This window comes from Lysinibacillus sp. GW823-FHT06C08 (genome assembly GCF_058795135.1).
The window spans coordinates 549,007-568,956 of the sequence record NZ_JBXAHN010000001.1 but is presented as its reverse complement, the minus strand read 5'-3'; the positions used below and the strand labels follow the sequence as shown (position 1 = coordinate 568,956).

18 protein-coding genes are annotated in these 19,950 nt (G+C 37.3%); 2 read left to right on the top strand and 16 right to left on the bottom strand.

Going from position 1 to position 19,950, the window contains the following annotated elements:
* Positions 1 to 96 precede the first annotated feature (96 nt).
* The 9 genes from ccpC to AC1Q6O_RS02525 form a co-directional block, all read right to left on the bottom strand.
* A complete protein-coding gene (gene ccpC, locus AC1Q6O_RS02565; protein ID WP_008174113.1) occupies positions 97 to 984 on the bottom strand; it encodes a transcriptional regulator CcpC in 888 nt (295 codons plus the stop codon).
* Between the two features lie 69 nt (positions 985 to 1,053).
* Complete coding sequence (cbpB, locus tag AC1Q6O_RS02560; protein WP_008174114.1) at positions 1,054 to 1,494, bottom strand: cyclic-di-AMP-binding protein CbpB; 441 nt, start codon at positions 1,492 to 1,494, stop codon at positions 1,054 to 1,056.
* A gap of 198 nt (positions 1,495 to 1,692) precedes the next feature.
* Positions 1,693 to 1,932 carry a hypothetical protein gene (locus AC1Q6O_RS02555; protein WP_008174117.1) on the bottom strand — a complete coding sequence of 80 codons (240 nt, stop codon included), beginning with the start codon at positions 1,930 to 1,932 and terminating at the stop codon, positions 1,693 to 1,695.
* A gap of 63 nt (positions 1,933 to 1,995) precedes the next feature.
* A complete protein-coding gene (gene fadH / locus AC1Q6O_RS02550; RefSeq protein ID WP_090002001.1) occupies positions 1,996 to 2,763 on the bottom strand; it encodes a 2,4-dienoyl-CoA reductase in 768 nt (255 codons plus the stop codon).
* A 152-nt stretch (positions 2,764 to 2,915) separates the two neighbouring features.
* A complete protein-coding gene (locus AC1Q6O_RS02545) occupies positions 2,916 to 4,100 on the bottom strand; it encodes an iron-containing alcohol dehydrogenase (RefSeq protein ID WP_090002003.1) in 1,185 nt (394 codons plus the stop codon).
* 16 nt (positions 4,101 to 4,116) lie between these two features.
* Entirely contained in the window at positions 4,117 to 4,878 is a 762-nt protein-coding gene (locus tag AC1Q6O_RS02540) for a 3-hydroxybutyrate dehydrogenase (RefSeq protein WP_089985208.1), read from the bottom strand.
* 12 nt (positions 4,879 to 4,890) lie between these two features.
* Positions 4,891 to 6,207: a GntP family permease gene (locus tag AC1Q6O_RS02535; RefSeq protein ID WP_342550807.1), complete on the bottom strand. Its 1,317-nt coding sequence runs from the start codon at positions 6,205 to 6,207 to the stop codon at positions 4,891 to 4,893.
* 66 nt (positions 6,208 to 6,273) lie between these two features.
* On the bottom strand, positions 6,274 to 7,794 hold the full coding sequence (locus tag AC1Q6O_RS02530) for a CoA-acylating methylmalonate-semialdehyde dehydrogenase (protein ID WP_043989693.1): 1,521 nt from the start codon (positions 7,792 to 7,794) through the stop codon (positions 6,274 to 6,276).
* Between the two features lie 15 nt (positions 7,795 to 7,809).
* Positions 7,810 to 8,703 (bottom strand): NAD(P)-dependent oxidoreductase, encoded by an 894-nt coding sequence (locus tag AC1Q6O_RS02525; RefSeq protein WP_090002009.1) that lies wholly within the window; start codon positions 8,701 to 8,703, stop codon positions 7,810 to 7,812.
* Positions 8,704 to 8,938: 235 nt separating this feature from the next.
* Here AC1Q6O_RS02525 and AC1Q6O_RS02520 point away from each other — a divergent pair, with 235 nt between their 5' ends.
* Positions 8,939 to 9,550, top strand: a complete 612-nt coding sequence (locus tag AC1Q6O_RS02520) for a TetR/AcrR family transcriptional regulator (RefSeq protein ID WP_492400903.1) — start codon at positions 8,939 to 8,941, stop codon at positions 9,548 to 9,550.
* Positions 9,551 to 9,595: 45 nt separating this feature from the next.
* On the opposite strand, the gene AC1Q6O_RS02515 is transcribed toward AC1Q6O_RS02520, so the two are convergent.
* From AC1Q6O_RS02515 to AC1Q6O_RS02490, 6 genes are all read right to left on the bottom strand, one after another.
* Positions 9,596 to 11,602: a putative bifunctional diguanylate cyclase/phosphodiesterase gene (locus tag AC1Q6O_RS02515; RefSeq protein WP_008174133.1), complete on the bottom strand. Its 2,007-nt coding sequence runs from the start codon at positions 11,600 to 11,602 to the stop codon at positions 9,596 to 9,598.
* Between the two features lie 29 nt (positions 11,603 to 11,631).
* The gene (locus tag AC1Q6O_RS02510) at positions 11,632 to 13,788 is read right to left on the bottom strand and encodes an RNA degradosome polyphosphate kinase (RefSeq protein WP_008174135.1); all 2,157 of its coding nucleotides are present in this window, start codon (positions 13,786 to 13,788) and stop codon (positions 11,632 to 11,634) included.
* The gene (locus AC1Q6O_RS02505) at positions 13,778 to 15,331 is read right to left on the bottom strand and encodes a Ppx/GppA phosphatase family protein (protein WP_492400902.1); all 1,554 of its coding nucleotides are present in this window, start codon (positions 15,329 to 15,331) and stop codon (positions 13,778 to 13,780) included. Before AC1Q6O_RS02505 ends, AC1Q6O_RS02510 begins: the two co-directional genes overlap by 11 nt.
* A gap of 161 nt (positions 15,332 to 15,492) precedes the next feature.
* A complete protein-coding gene (locus AC1Q6O_RS02500) occupies positions 15,493 to 16,395 on the bottom strand; it encodes a chemotaxis protein (protein WP_008174137.1) in 903 nt (300 codons plus the stop codon).
* 65 nt (positions 16,396 to 16,460) lie between these two features.
* Positions 16,461 to 17,783 carry an MFS transporter gene (locus AC1Q6O_RS02495; protein WP_089985199.1) on the bottom strand — a complete coding sequence of 441 codons (1,323 nt, stop codon included), beginning with the start codon at positions 17,781 to 17,783 and terminating at the stop codon, positions 16,461 to 16,463.
* 197 nt (positions 17,784 to 17,980) lie between these two features.
* The gene (locus AC1Q6O_RS02490) at positions 17,981 to 18,301 is read right to left on the bottom strand and encodes a winged helix-turn-helix transcriptional regulator (protein ID WP_043989697.1); all 321 of its coding nucleotides are present in this window, start codon (positions 18,299 to 18,301) and stop codon (positions 17,981 to 17,983) included.
* A gap of 154 nt (positions 18,302 to 18,455) precedes the next feature.
* Between AC1Q6O_RS02490 and AC1Q6O_RS02485 the strand changes: the two genes are divergently transcribed.
* A complete protein-coding gene (locus AC1Q6O_RS02485) occupies positions 18,456 to 18,848 on the top strand; it encodes a DoxX family protein (protein ID WP_008174140.1) in 393 nt (130 codons plus the stop codon).
* Positions 18,849 to 18,914: 66 nt separating this feature from the next.
* On the opposite strand, the gene AC1Q6O_RS02480 is transcribed toward AC1Q6O_RS02485, so the two are convergent.
* Positions 18,915 to 19,781: an NAD(P)-dependent oxidoreductase gene (locus tag AC1Q6O_RS02480; RefSeq protein ID WP_090002015.1), complete on the bottom strand. Its 867-nt coding sequence runs from the start codon at positions 19,779 to 19,781 to the stop codon at positions 18,915 to 18,917.
* Positions 19,782 to 19,950: the final 169 nt, after the last annotated feature.

The window sequence follows — 19,950 nt, the reverse complement described above, 5'->3', positions numbered from 1 at the left end:
TCTTATGATATCTTCATCAATATTCATAAACTCTTAAGAAATCACCGAGCCAAACGAAAAAGACAATCCCCTAATAGACTGGAATTGCCTTATTTTTTATTTTGTATAGTCAAACAAACAACGAGCATGGTCTTGCACTACTTCTACAAATGCTTCTACCTGTCGCAATTCAAAAGATGATTCATAGCCAATGAGCCATGTATCGCGTGTAATTCCAAATTCCTTTTCATCGTTTGTTAAAGGTATTTTATGAATTTCATCATGGTCATTTAATGTAATGGATGGTAGTATAGCATACCCTATTCCATTTAAAGCCATCTGTTTACAAATTTCTATTTGATCGACTAAAATTTGTTTTCTTGGATTGGAGGCAAAGTGCTGCTGCCACCATTGTTGAATTTCCTGATAATAGTTCGAGTCACTTTTATATTGAATAAAAGGACGATCTGTTGTCAGCACATCTTCAATTGTCTTCACCTCTTTATCCACCAAATAAAGGGTGTCTCTGAAAAGGTGAATCTTTTCCCCTTTCCAATCTACCTGACCTCGTACAATTCCAATATGTGCCTCGCCCTCATAAAGGGCTTTCACAATTTCAGAACTCCAGCCCGTCATAAGTGATATTTTTGCATCGGGATATTTAGATACAAATTCCTTCAGGATTTTAGGCAACCAGTTTTGACCAACAATAGACGCACAGGCAATTTTCAAGGTTCCATTTACCTTTGTCGTTAAGGATTGAATCGTTTCAAATATTTCTTCCTTTTTGGCTAGCATTTCCTTTGCATAAGCAATAACCTGTTCACCAGCAGGTGTTGCTGTTAAACCTTTTTGTGAACGAATAAATAATTGTGCACCCCAGTCCTTTTCAATCGTTTGTAAACGTTGGGAAAGGGCTGGCTGGGATAGAAATAGACGTTCAGCCGCTTTCCGCATATTGCGTTCCTCAGCTAAAATTTTTAAAATCTCTGCCTCTGTTGCCATCAATCTGTAAACCTCCAATTACAAGCAAAGAGGGCCTCATGATTTTCATATGAGCTCCCTCTTAAACTACTACTCTTTTTGATAAATATATTTTTTCAATTGCTTTAAAATAACACGTCTTGTTAATATCCCTGCAAAAGTACCATCTTCGTCCACTACACATAAAAATGCGTGGTTAATGACTAAATCCAAAGCTCGCTGAAATGTATCTGACAACTTTAATACAGCGATCTCTTTTTCCATAATAGAGTCAACTTTAATATCAGGAAGCTTTTCATACTCAATATGCTCGAGTCCTAGAATCGATTCCGTTATCATTTTCATGCTCAGTAAACCTTGAAGTCGATATTTCAAATCTAATACAGGTATGGACGAATATCCTGTACGCGTTAGTACAAGTAGTGCGTGCTCAGCACTATTGCCACTTTGTACATGCGCAACTTTTTCAGAGGAAATGATAAAATCACTAATTGGCATTGCTAATAAGTCTTTGCTGTTAGTTGAAATCATGAACTTCTTCTCCTTTTCTGTCCTGGCTGTGCAGAACAGTCCTTCCCTTTCATCATATCACAACTTTTCTATGTCTGACCATGATCAGGACGGGAAGAGTTTTTCAGGAATAACGAATTTTTTTGAGCTATTCAACAAAAACTAAGTACACCCTCAATCAGTTAAAGTGTTTCATCTCTGATTGAGGATGAGTTATTTCTAATAGCCAGCCTTACTCCAGTAATAAAAAATCATGATCCCTAAAAAGAGTAAAAATATCAGATATACCCATACGATTGGATTGAGCATCGTTGCATACTCTTCAACCGTTTCTGAAATCGGAGTATCCTTTTCAGACTTCCGTTCAGAAGTCATCTTTGCAATTTTCAACGTGGATACAAACGAAATAACACAAATAATTATCATGGCAATTAGAGCTGGTATTAACCACATACCCATTGTCAAAACTCCTTTCTTTACCCTTAGTATGCGTCAATCCAGCTCTTCATTATGCAAACATTTTTAGAATGGATATTGATTGAGCCACTGACCACCATCCAGTGTCACACATTCTCCGTTCATATAGCTTGCCTTATTAGACATCATAAATGTAGCTAAATCAGCTATTTCCTCAGGTGTACCCGTACGTCCTAGTGGAACAGAATCTAATGTACGCGCAGCAGCTGCTTCAGATTCCCAAAGCTTATCAGCACCACCTGTTCGTTCTATTGGCCCTGGTGCTATGGCATTGACGCGAATACCATATTGCTTCCCCCATTCTACTGCTAATGTTCTCGTCAATGATAATACTCCCGCTTTTGCTGCAGCTGAATGGACCACACCAGCTCCTGCATTCCAAGCATAAGTAGCAACCATATTCAAAATAGAGCCCTTAATATTATTTTTAATCCAATATTTACCTACTTCTGAAGAACAGAAGAACGTACCATTTAACACGATATCTACTACTGCCTTCCAGCCATTAGGTGTTAAATCCTCAGCATGTACAATGAAATTACCAGCGGCATTATTAACAAGACCATCAACCTGTCCAAATTTTTCAACAGCAAATGCTAGCATCGCCTCGGCATGTTCTGGTACTCGTACATCCATTTGGAAAGTTTCAATCGTTGAGCCAGCCTCTGCAATAAACTTTTTTGCCTCTGCTAAACGTTCTTCATTGCGCCCTGTGATGACAACATTTGCTCCTTCGGCAACAAATTGCTTCGCCATATAAAGACCCATTCCACTTGATCCACCTGTAATTATAATTGTCTTCCCCTGCAACATTCCATTTCCCCCTTTGTCAAAAATGAATGGTTATTCATTAAAATTTTACTATATTTTCTCGAAACTGTCATTTTAATTCTGTCAATTGCACTTTTTATTTTCTATAAAAACATAAAAGAGCTATCCACATGAATGAATAGCTCGGAAATTTTTTAGAATTCATAAGTATAAGCTGTATGATATAACTCCATTAGTTCCTCTTTTGTTGGTATCTTTGGATTATTGCTAGGACTACCACTTGCAATTGCGTCTTCGACCATTTTAGGGATGGCCTTATAATACGCGCCTTCCTCTATCCCCCACTGTTTTAAATTTCCAATATTCATTCGTTTACACATTTCTTTAATGGAAGAAATAGCTAACTGAGCAAGGTCTTCTTGTGATAGAGTTTCATTCTTTTCATGAAAGAACTGGCCTAAAACTGCTAACCGATCTATACAAGCTTCTTTAGAAAATTCTAAAACCACTGGTAAAAGCATAGCATTGGAAATACCATGGGGCACGTGGAATAACGCACCTATTGGACGAGACATTCCATGTACTAATGCAACCGAGGCATTAGAAAAAGATAGACCTGCCTGCATGGAGCCTAATGACATAGCTTCTCTCGCATCTACATCATCCCCTTGCTCATAAACTCTCAAAATATTATGGACGATTAAATCCATGGCAGAAAGAGCAAGTACATTTGAATATGGATGGGCTAAACGGGACAAATAACTTTCAATGGCATGGCTTAAGGCATCAATCCCTGTAGCTGCAGTAATCGCAGGTGGTGATGTAATCGTTAAAATAGGATCAACAATGGCAACCGTTGGCATAAAGGCAGGCTGCTTAATCATCATTTTGACTTCACTCTTTGTATTGGTAATAACAGTGGCATCTGTTGCCTCTGAACCTGTTCCAGCTGTCGTTGGAATAGCAATATGTGGGATTGGCACTTGCTCTGCCATTTTTGCCATTTTCATATAATCTCCTATGTAGCCACCGTTTGTAGCCACCACTGCAATCGCCTTTGCTGTGTCAATACAGCTTCCACCTCCAACAGAAATGATAACATCACAACCTTCCTGCTGAAGAAGATGTAGCCCTTCCTTTACATACGTGTCATCTGGTTCAGTTACTACCCCTAAGTATGGAACCGCTTCTATTCCATATGTGTTTAACAAACTTCTACATTGCTTTACAAAGCCTAAGCTGTCCATAATTGGATCACTAATAATAAGTGCTTTAGTGCCGAGTTTTTTAGCATACTCGCCCACCTCTTCAAAGGAATCACGCCCATACACAATCGTTCCAGGTGAATGAACGGTAAAGCTTGTTTTTGTTTGAATCATCTTTTTCCCTCCTACACTATTGAGCTGTATACCCACCATCTAAAAGAATAGCTTGACCCGTTAATCCTTTAGCTAAATCACTCGCCAAATATAATGCAAGCCCTGTAACTTCCGATACATCAAGTAAGCGTTTTTGAGGTACAAGTGGATAGAGCACCTCTTCAAGTACTTCTTCTACTTGAATTCCTCTAGTTTTCGCTAAATCTTTAAATTGATGGCGCACTAGTTCGGTATCAACATATCCTGGACAAATCGCATTTACCGTAATTCCATCCTTTGCTACTTCCAGCGCAGCTACCTTCGTTAAACCAATGACTCCATGCTTTGCCGCATTGTAACCTGCCTTACCTGCAAATCCAATCACACCATTAATGGAGGCCATATTGATAATACGACCAAACTGATTTTTCTTCATATGAGGTAATACATATTTCATCGCAATAAATGGTGCAACGACCATTACTTTTTGCATGTCTTCGAAAATTTCCGTCTTAAAGTCTTCAATAAGGGAGACATGTTGAAATCCTGCATTATTAATTAAAATATCTAACGTTGTAAAGCGATCGATTGTCCATTCAATTGCCTCTCGTATGACTTCTTCATTTGACACATCACATGTATAAGCCGTTAAGGAAGGATTGTTTTCAACGGCCTCTCTTAAAAGCTGTTCATTTTTATCCGTAATTACGACATTGGCTCCTTGTTCGGTAAATGCTTGTGCCATGGAAAGACCAATACCACGAGCTGCTCCAGTAATGAATACTGTTTTTCCTTGCATACAACATTCCTCCTACATCCCTATTGAAAATAATATAATGGCAATTATTGTACCGATGGTTGGAATCATAACCGTCAACGCTCCAAATGGCATATAGGCGTCCTTATGCTTTTCATTACAGACTGAATTAATGGTAGTGACAACATAACCACCATGTGGCAAAGAATCAAGTGATCCTGATGCAATGGCAATTGTCCGGTGCAATGCCTCTGTATCTACCCCTATATCAATATAGTGGGGTGCAAGCAAAGGCATCGCAATTGTTTGACCACCCGATGCTGAACCTGTTAAACCTGCAATGACAGCAATCGCTAGGGCTCCCCCAATTAATGGACTACCAGGAATATTTGTCATGACATCTACTGTAGCCAAAAAGGATGGCGTTGCTTTTACGACACCACCAAAGCCTACTACAGCCGCTGTATTAGCAATAGCAATAATGGCACCCATTGCTCCCGCTGCTAATGTCGCTCCAACGGATTTGGCATACTTGTAACTCACTAAATAGGCGACAATACAACCACTTGTCAAAGCGACAATTAAAGCAGAAGTTCCAAGAGAATTATGGAAAGCAAAAGAAATCACTAAAACGACTAGTAATGGTATTAGACTAAGTAGTGGACTAGGAAGCTTCTGCGTTTCATCAACCACTGGATCTGTTGAGCGTTCAATAAATATTTCCCCATTGTTCACAGCTCGTTTAATCATCCAATTCAGCCAAAGTGAACCACCAACAGCCATAAAAATAGCGACAACAATACTAACTTGCCATCCTGCATAGGGTGTCGTTCCAAGGTATTGAATTGGAATCCAATTTTGAATTTCAGGTGAGCCAGCTGACGTCATCGTAAAAGTGACCGAGCCTAGACCAAGTGCAGCGGGGATAAAGCGTCGTGGAAAGTTCGCTTGTTTGAATAAACTGATGGCCATTGGATAAACAGAAAATGCAACGATAAAAACAGAAACACCCCCATATGTGAGGACCGCTGCGGCTAATACAACCGCATATGTTGCATATTTCACCCCGATTTTTTCAACAATCCATTTAGAAACACTATCAGCTGCTCCTGTATCCTCCATAACTTTCCCGAAAATAGCACCTGCCATAAACATTAAATACCAAGAACCAACGAAACCAGTAAATCCATCCATATAGCTCGTTAGAAAATTAGCTTGATTTTCATTAGCGGTTTGTGGAAAAAACGCAAGACCATTAGTTAAAGCAGCTAACAGTGCAGTTAACGGTGCTGAAATAAGTAAATTAACGCCTCTCATTGTTAAATACACTAATAATGCTAAACTACCAAAAAGACCAATGTACGCCAACATGTACATCCCTCCCCTCCCCTTTTTTTTGGAAAAAGAGCTGTATATCGCTACAGCTCTTTGTTGGTACTAATCGTTATTGCTTGGGAATGCAAATGTTGATGCAATTGATGTATCACTTACCATCCAGCGTTCTGAAACGGTTTTTGTCTTTGTAAAAAATCGCGCCTGATCTGGACCAAACATATGCCCTTCACCAAAACGAGACCCTTTAAAACCAGCAAAATTATGGTAACCTACTGGAATAGGAATTGGTACATTCACTCCTACCATGCCGACGTCTATTTCTGTTGTGAATTTACGAGCTGCTAATCCATCATTTGTAAAGATAGTGACACCATTTCCTAGCTCATGCTTATTAATTAGTTCAATAGCCTCCTCCAGAGAATCTACGCGTACAACATTACGAGCAGGTCCAAATACTTCTTGCTCATAAATTTCCATACCTGGCTTTACATGATCTAATAATGTAGGACCTACATAGAAACCTTTTGACTCTTTAACAATATCCAACTCACGACCATCACAAATAATGGAGGCTCCCTCAGACTCTCCACGATCAATGGCAGCGAGTATTGCTTCTTTTGATTGTTGAGAAATAACTGGACCAAAGTCTGAATCTGGATTTGTATATGGACCCACCTTTAGATTAGTAATTTTTTCCTTTAAAATCGACACTAGACGATCAGCAGTATCTTTTCCTACAGGCATGATTGTGGATATCGCCATACAACGTTGAGATGCTGCTCCATAGGCTGCCCCTATAAAGGCGTTTGCAACTTGTTCAAGATCTGCATCTGGCATGACAACCATATTGTTTTTTCCACCGCCAAGTGCCGTTACACGTTTCCCATGCTTAGAACCAGTTTCATAAATATACTTGGCCACTGGTGTTGAGCCCACAAATGAAATCGCTTGCACAGTTGGGTTCTCTAAAAGTTCATTGACTGCATCTTTATCACCATTCACCACTGTCCAAATTCCATCTGGTAAGCCCGCTTTTTTCCATAGCTCACTAACATATAAAGCAGTCATTGGTACACGTTCAGATGCTTTTAAAATCACAGCATTTCCGACCGCAATGGCCATACTCGTTTGAGCTAAAGGCACCATGATCGGGAAGTTAAAGGGTGAAATGGCCGCTACCACACCAAGTGGATATTTTGCGGAATAAGCGTTTATTTGACCTCCAACATTAACGGAGTACTCACCTTTCATGAGATGTGGGGCACCGATGGCTAAATCGACAGATTCAAGACCTCGTGTAATTTCACCTTTGGCATCTTCCAACGTTTTTCCGCTTTCCTTACAAATAATTTGTAGTAGCTTTTCCATATTTTCTGTCATAAGATTGCGGAACTTTAAGACGATTTCTGCACGTTTAGCCACAGATGTATTACGCCATAATGGAAAGGCTGCTTGAGCCTGCTCGATTGCCTCTTTTGTCTCCTCTACTGTTGCCAGTGGCACTTTAGCAATGACATCACCCGTAGTTGGATTGTATACAGAGCCAAATCTGCCACTTTTCCCTTCAACTAACTGTCCACCAATAAAATGCGTTAATGTTTTTACCTCTTGAGCTGTCGTCATCATCATTTCCTCCTCTTATAATTGTTTTATTTTACATGTATCCTTTAAGCTTAAATAAGCTGCAGACATATCATTTTCACCATAGCCCTGCTGAGCAATCTCACTATAAAGTTCCACCAATTTTTCCCCAATACGTAGAGATACACCAGCTTCATCAGCCATGCCCTTTGCTAACTTCAAATCTTTCAATAATAGATTCGTTGAAAAACCAGGTGCATAATTATTATTTTTCATATATTCCACATAGTTACGCTCATAAATCCGACTTTGACCGTAGCTATTACTTAATACTTCATACAGCGTATCCGCATCAATCCCCATTTTTTCACCAAGCACAATCGTTTCAGCTACAGCCTCTGTGTAAAACCCGATCATTAGATTATTTAATAATTTAAGACGTGTACCTACACTTGAGGATAAACCTAGATGATAAATATTTTTACCGACTATTCCGAATATTTCACTTGCACTATCATAATCGTCCTTGCCACCACCGACCATTATCGTTAAGGTAGCATTTACAGCTCCTATGACCCCTCCACTTACAGGTGCCCCTAAATATCGTAATCCCAACGTACTTGCTTCTTTATGTAACGAATCATTTAAGTCAGGATTGACCGTACTAAAGTCAACCAGTAAGGCACCTTTCTTAGCATGATGTATAATGCCCTCCTCTGATAAATACACCATTTCTACAATTTGAGGAGTTGGTAGGCTAGTCATTACCACATCACATTGCTTTGCAACATCCTTTGCTGATGCAAGACCTATTCCGCCAGCTTCTGTAAATAGCTCCACTGCCTTTGCATTTGTATCAAAGCCATACACCTCATAGTTTGCCTTTAATAAGTTAATAGACATTGGTAACCCCATATTTCCTAACCCGATAAAACCTAATTTTCTATCCATATGGATATCCCCCAATTCTTGAAAATTCAGCAATAGTGCTGGATGGTCACTAGCCAACTACAGTTTTTTATCGTAACATTAATAACGAGATACCTTTAATTGACCTCGGTCAGTGACTACGGTCAATTAAATCATAATCAAAATAAATCCATCTCGTCAATTAAAAATTTTATATTTTCAGAATTTTTAATTTAGAAAATATTTTACAATACTTAATATCGGAGGTAATCTCACTATGGAATCTCTAACTAACAGGCAAAAGAAGGCATTAGAAACTCGTGATAAATTATTAAAAACATCATTAGATCTATTCAACAAATTCGGATTTGAACATGTTACTGTCGAACAAATTACAAAGGCTTGTCATGTCTCAAAGGGTACATTTTATACACATTTCCCATCTAAATATGATGTTATTTTAGAAAAATTTAAAGATCTGGATCACTTTTATAGCACTGTAGAAAAAAATATCGACCCTACATTACCGGCAAGTGAAAAAATTTTATTCGTGTATCAAGAACAAATGAAATACTTAACGAATGTTGTAGGAAAGGACCTGTTACGCACTGTGTATACTGCTGCAATGACAAATCAGGTAAAACAGGATCATTACTTAATTAATCCCGAGCGCAAGATTTTTCAAATAATGAATACATATATTGAGGAAGGGCTACAACAAGGTGAGCTAAGACATGATGTATCAGCTCATGAAGTGCAAGCCATCATACAACGTTGTATGCGTGCCAATGTTTATGATTGGTTAATTCACGGTGAAGACTTTGACTTGGCCGCTGAGATGAATCGATTTACAGCTATTGTGTTAAACGGCCTCAAAAGCGTCAAATAAAAAAAGTAGCACTTCATCCTATGATGATGAGTGCTACTTTTTTAACTAGCTGACGAAATATTTCTGTACAATTGTTTCAACGGGTAAAGGTTTATTATACAAATAACCTTGTCCCTTTTGACAATGATGACGTTTAAGGAAATCAACTTGTGTGGGCTCTTCGATTCCTTCAGCAATTACCTCTAGCCCTAGGTTATGAGACATCGAAATGATAGCTTTAATGATGGCCTCATTTTTGTCATCTTTAGCGATATCTCTAATAAACGATTGATCGATTTTTATAATATCGATTGGATAACGCTTTAGATAGCTTAATGAAGAATAGCCTGTTCCAAAGTCATCTACTGACACATAAACCCCTAATTGCTTCAATTCCGTAAGAATCGAAAATGTCTCATGAACATTTGTCATAGAGCTTTCGGTAATCTCTACCTCCAGAAGTTCTGGAGGCACCTCGTATTTCTTTAATGCCGCTTTTATTTTTCGTGCGAAGTTTTCTTTTCTGAACTGTTTTGGTGATATATTGACGGCTATTCTTACAGGACGATACCCTTTGGATTGCCATTCATTTTGATGACGACAAACCTCGTCAATAATCCAATCACCAATTTCAATAATTAATCCTGAAGCCTCCGCAATAGGTATAAATTGTGCTGGTGACACAAAACCAAATTTACGGTTATTCCATCGCAATAAAGCTTCAAAGCTATTGATGCTATTATTTGTTAGGTCCATCTGTGGCTGGAGATGCAAACTAAGTTCATTAAATTCAATAGCACGTCGTAAATGCGCTTCCATTAAAGCTTCATTCGGGAAAATTGCCGTCATATCTTCACGATAATAACGATAGTGAGATCGTCCATGCTCTTTAACAGAAAATAAAGCCTTATCAGCTTTCCTTACAAGTGTCTCTAAATCCTTGCCATCTGCTGGACTAAGGGAGATACCGATTGAAACGCTAATAAAATATTCCTGTCCTTCTATCATAAATGGCTGCTTTAAAACTTCCAAAATGGCATTAGCGGTATGTTCAATTTTTTGAATAGTCGCATCTTTTAGCACAAAGATAAACTCATCACTGTTATAACGAAAAAGGGCACATTTTGAATAGCACAGTTCATTAAGCCTTTGACTAAACATACGCATAAGCTCATCCCCCTTACTTTCACCTAGGGATTCATTAAATTTTTTAAAACGATCTATATCCACTAAAATAAGGGCTGCTTGCTTATGCTCTTGTTTTTTATCGTTTAGATGATGTAGCCAATGCTCCTTGAATGCCTTACGATTCCAAATACCTGTTAATTCATCCATTAGCGCTAGGTAATAAAATGCCTCATGATCATTCATAAATGAATTTGCATCTTTTACAAATAAATGGACACCTATAACCTCACCATTATAATAGGTAGGGTGTGTTCTTAAGTAAAAAGGCTCTTTACTTAGCAATTGGTTCTTAAACAAGCATTTCGGCATACCAAAAGCTGAGCCTTCAATAGTTTTAGCAAATAATAATTTAAATTCTTTCATATATTTACTTTCCAATAATGAAAAAATATCTCGTCCTATTAGACATTGCTGCTCTCTAGAAAGTGCTGACGTAACGGCCATATTTTGATGAATAATTCGGCCTTGTAAATCGACCGTTAGCACAGGACTCACATGTTGTTCCACGTATTGTAAATAAGGTTTATCTTCTATCTGTGTTTCTCTCAAAATAACCGCAACCATGGATTTAGAAAAGTGTTGTACATGAATAGCAAATGCTCGTTCATAATAACCGGTACCTAATTTCAGGACATGCTGTGTATGGTCTTCTTCGTTTAGAAAATTCGACAACTGCAGCCAGCATTGCTTGGTAAAAAAACGTTCAGCGTTCGTCGCTGCTTTATCTTGCAGCTCCATAAATGATAATAACTTATCATTAAAATCAACGACCTCGAACACCTTTTTATCAACTTTTCTCAAACAAATGACTGCATCAAACGGATTCATTTGAATGAGTTGTTGATAATCTGCAAATGGCGCTACACTCTCTCTATAATTTTTCATTCTATCCCTCACTAAGTATCGTGTTTGCTCTATTCTTCGTCTAGCGTAGGCTTTAATGCATCTTGTAAGAAAATCTCCTGGCTATTCAATGGATCTTCACTACGATCAAAATCTTTATAATGATACTTACCATTGGAATCTTGAATACGAGCCTTAGCAGTATCCATTAATTGTGTATTCATTATGTCAATAATACGAGTTTTTGCTTCATTTGCATATACAGGGAATAAAATTTCTACACGTTTAATCATATTGCGTGTCATCATATCAGCTGAAGATAAATATACTCTATTCTCTCCATTATGATGGAACCAATAAATTCGGGAGTGTTCAAGGAAACGACCGACAATACTTGTTACTGTAATGTTTTCACTAATGCCAGGGATACCAGGTCTAATACAGCAAATACCACGTATGATAAGCTCTACCTTTACCCCAGCAATCGAAGCCTCATATAACTTCATCATAAGATCTTTGTCTGTCAATGAATTCATTTTAGCTCGAATAAAACCATTCCCGTATTTTTTATGACAAGCAATTTCTTCATCCATTAATCGAATAAATTCATCTCGAATATCAAAAGGTGCCACGACTAAATGATTAAATGTAGGTTTTTCTGTATAGCCACTTAAATAGTTAAAGAAGTTTGTCGCATCAATACCAAATTCTTTATCTGTCGTTATTATGCCCATATCCGTGTAAATTTTTGCAGTGGCATCATTATAATTTCCTGTGCCAAGATGAACAAAGCGTTCAATTTTGCCATTCCGACGACTAACGACTAATGTGATTTTGGAGTGTGTTTTTAAATTGTTCATCCCATAAATAACAAGACAGCCTGCTTGTTCTAGCTGTTTTGCCCAATGCACATTATTTTCTTCATCGAATCTGGCCTTTAATTCAACTAAAACTGTTACTTGTTTACCATTTTCTGCTGCCAGCTTCAGTGCTTGAATAATGGGTGAATTACCACTTACTCGATATAATGTTTGTTTGATTGCTAAGACATTGGGATTTACGGCTGCCTCAGAGATAAAATCAACGATTGGTGCAAATGATTCATATGGATGATGGAAAAAGATATCTTGTGTTAATGCTTTTTCAAAAATATTTTCATCGGATTGTAAATCTAAAGGTGGCTGTGGAATAAAACTTTCATATTCCAGATGTTCACGACCAACAGCTATACCTTTAACAAAAGAGAACATAAAGGTTAAATCTAAAGGTCCATCAATATGGAAAACGTCATTTTCTTCAATTTCAAATTCATCTAATAAGTAGAGAAGTACTTCCTCATTCATTTCTCCAACTCGAACTTCTAAACGGCTTCCTACTCCCCATTTACGTTTCTTCAATTCTTTTTCAATTTCAACGAGAAGATCCCTTGCTCCCTCTTCATGGATCGTTAAATCTGCATTCCTTGTTAAACGGAAGGCTTGTGCTGATTTTACGCTATAGCCATAAAATAATTTTTCAATATGCGCTACAATGACATCTTCCAACAATACAACGACCGTTTTACCTTCTTCAGTGGGCACTTTAATATAACGATCTAAAACAGATGGCACTTGAACGATTGCCACTTTTTCGCGACTTTCAAGATCCGATTCATCCTGCTCTAAAAGGACAAGTAAATTGAGTGTTTTCCCTAGCAATGTAGGGAATGCACGATACGCATCTACTGCTACAGGTGTTAGAACTGGGAATATAGTTTCTGCAAACATTTCATTAATAAAAGCTTTTTGTGTGCTATTTAAATCTTTCATGTCTGCAATATGTACATTATGCTGTGGTAATAAATCATAGATTAAATGGCGGTATACTTCAGTTTGTCGACGCACTAAAGCCTGTGTACGTTCTGCAATTTTAGCTAATTGTTCCTTTGGTGTTAACCCAGATTTATTCTCAGCTTTATGGAACCCTGCGCGAACTTGATCTTGTAAGCCAGCGACACGTACCATAAAAAACTCATCGAGATTTGAGCTAAATATAGCTAAAAATTTCAAACGTTCGAGCAGAGGATTATTCACATCCTCCGCTTCCTCTAATACACGTTCATTAAAAGCAAGCCAGCTTAACTCTCGATTATTATAGTATTGAGGCTTCGCAATCTCCTCTAATAATTGACTATGATTTTTTAAAAACTCTTCCTCATTCAGCTCGTTATTAGTTATTTCAGTTGTCATCCGTATTCCATCCTTCTTCAATAAAATTGATTGTCATTGGGATTTTTAATGCTCGCTCTAAATGCTTTTTATGTCGATTAGCTTGATACTTTTCAGCTGCTGCATTGTTCTTTACATAAATATTGAGCTGTACATAATCTTCCTCTGGATGCATCTCAATTGCATGTACAACATTTCGCTTTGAGACATTTAAAGCATAGACAAATTTTAATAACGCTCCAAAATCTCGTATTTTTCGATAGTCCTCACGATTCATCCAAGTGGAGAACGGGGCAGCAAATCGTTCAAAATAATCTTTGTTTTTATAAGAGGCTAGAAGGGCTAGTTTGACTCTTTCTGGGTGATTTAAACCATCAATAGATTGATTCGCAATCAAATAAAAGGTGTGTTGGCTTGCAGAGCTTAATTCGATATATTCACCGATATTAAAAACCTTCGCTGCTTTTCTTATTAACTGCAAATCTTCTACATTATATGTTAAATAGCCTAAATGACAACATTCGCGATACAATTGATCAGCTAAATGCATCAAATAATCAACCTCTTTTTCTGTTCGACCATACTGTCGTGCAAGCCTTCTGGCATTTCCTTCAAACACATTATATTTATCAAAGGCATTGCTATCTGCTTGCAAAATCTTTTTAATAATCAGTCCCTCACGTAAACCCTTCTTCGTAAGCTGAAATGACTTGGTTCCTACAGTATCCATTAACACTCTAAATACTTCTAAGGCAGGTAAAATAATATCAGCTCGGTCTGAAGACAGGCCATCTAGCTGCTTCAATTCTTGGAAGCTTAATTGACTTAAAAATAAGCTTAATTCATCTAAATTTTCTTTTGTCATTTCGTATCCATGGACACTAGCAATGGGATAATCATGTTTTTGTTGATGAATCTGTGCAATATTACGTGCACTCCCCCCAATTGCAATAATTGGTAAACCACTATTTTGAATCCATGATAATGTTTGAAATTGCTCTTTTATAAAGGCAATAAGCACCTTTCTTTCACCGCTATTCATAATGTCGCCCTTCACAAAACGTTGCTTTAAAGAAACTGTCCCGAATGGAAAGCTATGTGATTGCAGAATTTCTTTGTTTTCAAACAGCGTAATTTCGGTACTACCACCACCAATATCAATCGTAACTCCCGATTTGGTTCCACTGGAATAAGCAACAGCTACAAAGCCAAAATATGCTTCTTCTTCTTCTGATAAAAGCTCAATTTGAATACCAGTTCGTACTTTCATTTCTGCAATTATTTGGTCACGATTAGACGCTTGGCGGATAGCAGCCGTTGCCGCCGCTTTCACATCTGTCACTTCAAAATCTTCTAACATCGCTTTAAATGTTTGTAATGTCTCGGCTAACACATAGATTCCTTCTTCAGACATCTCACCAGAGGGTTGTATATATGTACGTAAACGTGCCACCGTTTTAATATTGCCTAGTTCATGGAGTCCCTCTTCATTGTTGTACTGATATAACACTAAACGAATAGTATTGGAGCCGATATCAATAATGGCTGTTTTAAGTTCATTCAAATAATCACATCCTTCAAGCATCTTCTAATTATTTTGTTCACAATATGTAGACCTATACAAAAAAGTCGGATACTTTAAAGGCATCCGACTTTACTTTCATTTATTTATACTTTCAGGATACCCATTATTAAAATTGTGAAGTATCATGTAAAGCACAACTATTACAGAATTAATTGGTCAACACGTAGGATGAGCTCTGCAATTTCTGGCTTACTAATTTGATCTTCTGCTCCTACCTGATCACCTTTATGACGAAGGTCATCCGTAATTAGACTTGAGAATATGATAACTGGAAGTTTTTGAAGATCAGGATGCTCTTTGATTTTTCTTGTCAAATGATGCCCATCCATTTGTGGCATTTCAATATCTGTTACGACTAATTGAATATGTTCTGCGATATCACTACCGCTCTTCGCAATTCCTTCTAAGTATTCATATGCATCTCGGCCATTTTCAAAGAACTCTACATTGTCATAGCCTGCTTCATTCATCGTATCAAATAATAACTTCCGTAATAATGGTGAATCCTCTGCAATTAAAATACGTTTACCGGTACGTTCACGTTTACCCAGCTTTTTAACAGATTCCACACTTATGCCTGATTCAGGATTAATATCCACCATAATTCTTTCGAAATCGAGTAGTAGAATCATTTGCTCGTTTTGTTTAATAACACCTATAACTTGTGATGTTCCGCCTTGATACATATCTGAAGGCTTTTCAATTTGATTCCATGATATACGGTGAATTTGTGTCACGTTATCCACATGGAACACAACACGTTGCTTATTAAATTCAGCAACAATATATTTTTGTTGCGGGTTACGCTCAGTACTCTGAATTCCAAGTACCCGTAGCATATCCACAACTGGTAATACTTCACCTCGTAATTGAATGATTCCTTCTACATGCGGGTGCGCGTGTGGAATAAATGTTACTGGAATCGGTTGAATGATTTCTTTTACTTTAATTACATTGATACCAAATTTATTGTTAGCTACTTCAAATTCAACGATTTCTAGCTCATTTGTGCCACTTTCTAATAATATTCCTTTATGTTCCAATGCAACCCCGCTCCTTTCTCTACTTCAATTTATAATTCAATTGTATCATAGGCAATACATTTCTCCTACTTGCTATTTCCATTTTTATCATTAACTTTTAGATGTACCAATAGGCCAATGACTGTCATGACGATTAGCGTCGATAGTGCAACACGGCTAGCTAGTGTTCCGTAATCCTTCATCCATAATGTAACTGTTCCGTATACGGCTGGCCCAATAATGGATGATACTTTCCCAGAGAAAGCAAACAAGCCAAAGAACTGTCCACGTTTCTCATCTGGTGACAATTCAATAATATAGGTCCTAGACGTTACCCACATAGAGCCAAGTGATATACCAAAAAGACTACCTGCAAGCCAAAACATCCATTGTGCTGTCGCAAATACAGCAAACACTAAAGCGACAATCATAATGAGGGCTACCATAGTAATCGCGCGTTTAGCGCCTACTGATTTTGTAATATAGCCAAATGCCAAAGACCCAATTATCGTGGATACAGTAGAGACTAAATAAAGAATGATAAATTGACCCGAGCTAAAACCGACAATAGCCGTCGCGTAAACGGCCATCATTGCAATCGTAGTAGCGATAGCATCATTCAAAAAGAAATAAGCAATCATAAAAGTAAAGATCGCCTTATATTGCTTCATATCCTTAAAGGTTTGAATAATTTCTTTATAGCCATCTAAAAATTTTAAAGACTTCCTCTGTGCTTTTGGAATTGGCTTATCTTTATTGATCAAAAATAAAGGCAGTGAAAATAATAAATATAAAATTGCAGTAGGAATAAATGCACGATGAAAATCACTGTTGCCAACATACAAATAAACGAGAAGACCAAAAAGTGTACCCAAATACCCAATTGCAACGCCATAGCCAGATATAAGTGGCATTTCTTCTTTCGTTCCTAAATCTGCCATCATAGAATCATAGAATACTAGACTTGAATTAAAGAAGAACTTTGCAATGACAAAACTTGCCACGACTAAAAATAAACTAAGGGGTACGCCTGAGTAATGAGTGGTTATCTGTAAATCCGCAAATATCCCCATCATAAAAGTAAAAAGAATGGAAATAGAAGCAAACCAGACAATAAATCTTTTTTTATAGCCAGTATTATCAATCCACACTCCGAAAAGTGGAGAAAATACTACAAGTAATAAGCTAGCAATGGCATTCGCATACGAAATAAATGTACTAGCTACTTGTTGCATAACTTCATTTGTTCCTAATACCTCATCCATATAAAACGGGAAAAAAATGGTATTAATATTTGAAGAAAAAATTGTATTAGCAAAATCATAGAAAGCCCATGAAAGTATTGGTAATGATAAGTAAATCGCTAACTGACTTCGATGCTGGACGTCTATTGCTGAACTCTTTTTCATAAAACCCTCCCTTACATTCTCTATAATAATCAATTAATTTCTTTCCGTAATGAAAAATTTCTTTTTTTAAAGAAAATTAATATTATTTACAATATAACAGTAAATTCATTGAAACATAACTGCTAAAAGATCGATAAATAATGCTTTCTTCAATCAAAAAAAGATATCCAAGCCCCCTCGCTTGAATATCTTTTTTATTATTCTTCTGTTATTGCTACCCATTCAGAAGACCATTGTTCAATTGCTTTTAGTACGGGTGCAAGTGCGTATCCCTTTTCAGTAAGTTCATACTCAATGACGACTGGGGTAGAAGGAATGACAGTACGTAATACAATTTCCTCGATTTCTAGCTCCTTTAATCGCTCAGTTAAGACGCGGCTGCTTATATTTAACTGATTTTTAATAACTGAATACCGCTGAGGACCATCTAATAATTGAAAAATGAGTAAAGTATTCCAGCGATGATTGACTATTTTTAGCGCCTTTTCAAATCGAGGACAAATTTTTTTTTGATCCACGTTACAAGCCTCCATTGTTAGTAGTTCATATACAACAGTATAACACTTCTTTCAATATTCAGTTCTTAAAGCACATTTAGTTACTTGACAAAAGTTATTTTTAAAAATAAACTAGGTTACGAATTGTAAGTTAAAGAAAAGGAGATATTTTATAATGCAAAACATTGGTTCAACTATTTTACGTGTCGTTCTCGGCATTATTTTTGCGGTGCATGGTTTTCAAAAATTTCAAGGAGGCATTAGCTACACGGCAGACTTCTTTGATAGTTTAGGTATACCAGGATTTATGGCGTATATCGTTGCAATTATTGAGTTAGTGGGAGGTATTGCCCTTATTTTAGGTTTAGCAACAAGAATTTTTGGCGCATTACTAACAATGACTATGATTGTAGCCATTTTCACAGCTAAGCTAAGTATTGGCTTTATTGGAGCTGATGGTTTAGCGGGATACGAATTAGATTTAGCCTTGGGTGCAATTGCACTATACTTCACTCTAGCTGGTGCTTCTAGCTTTTCATTAGACGCCCAACTTTTTGGGAAAGAGTAACAAAAAAACCTGAAGTCTCTCCAAAATGAAGAAACTTCAGGTTCTTTTATCCAAATAGGATTTTTATTATCTATAACGTTGAAGAAGAGCCTGTGTACCATTATCACCATAGCCCTCTTCGATCAATTTTTCATACATTTCATAGGCTAACACCAATCCTGGCAAAGTAATTCCCATTTTCTTGGATTCATCCAAAGCTATTTTCATATCCTTCACAAAATGTTTGATATAAAAACCTGGTGCAAAGTCTTCTTTGATCATGCGTGGTGCCAAATTACTTAGAGACCAAGAACCTGCCGCACCTGATGCAATGGACTGCAATACGGTTGGTAAATCTAGCCCTGCCTTGAGACCGTAAGCAAGCGATTCGCATACCCCAATCATGCCTGAAGCTATGGCAATTTGATTGCACATCTTTGCATGTTGACCAGCCCCTGCCTCACCTTGATAAACGATATTTTCTCCAAAATGCTTCATCAGCGGTAAAGCCTTATCGTAAGTTGTCAAATCGCCACCGACCATAATCGACAATGTACCATGTTGCGCACCGATATCACCACCTGATACAGGTGCATCTAAAGACTCTACACCAATAGTTTGTGCATGCTCATATATTTTCTTAGCCAAAGATGGCTCTGAAGTCGTCATATCAATGATAAGGTTGCCAGGTTCAGCTGTTTTGAAAAGACCATTATCTCCAAAATAAACCTCTTCAACATCTGAGGGGTAGCCAACCATTGTAAAAGCAATGTCTTGATGTTTAAATGCTTCTGCTGGCGAACTAGCCCATAATGCTCCTAAAGCTACTAGCGGCTCTGCTTTTTCTTTAGTACGAGTGTACACCGTCACCTCATGGTCATTTTTCAATAAGTGTTTAATAATACTTGTCCCCATTACACCAGTTCCGATAAATGCAATACGTTGCTTTTTCATATGTATATACTCCTTTGTCATAAAAGTTAGGATTCTTTCACCTACGTGACTTGATGTTTTCAGTTTAGGCGAATAAATAAAATAATTCAAACTCTTCCTATAACTTGTACTAATAATTAGATAACTTGCATATATACCGAATAAGCAAAAAAAAGAGAGCAAGTGATTG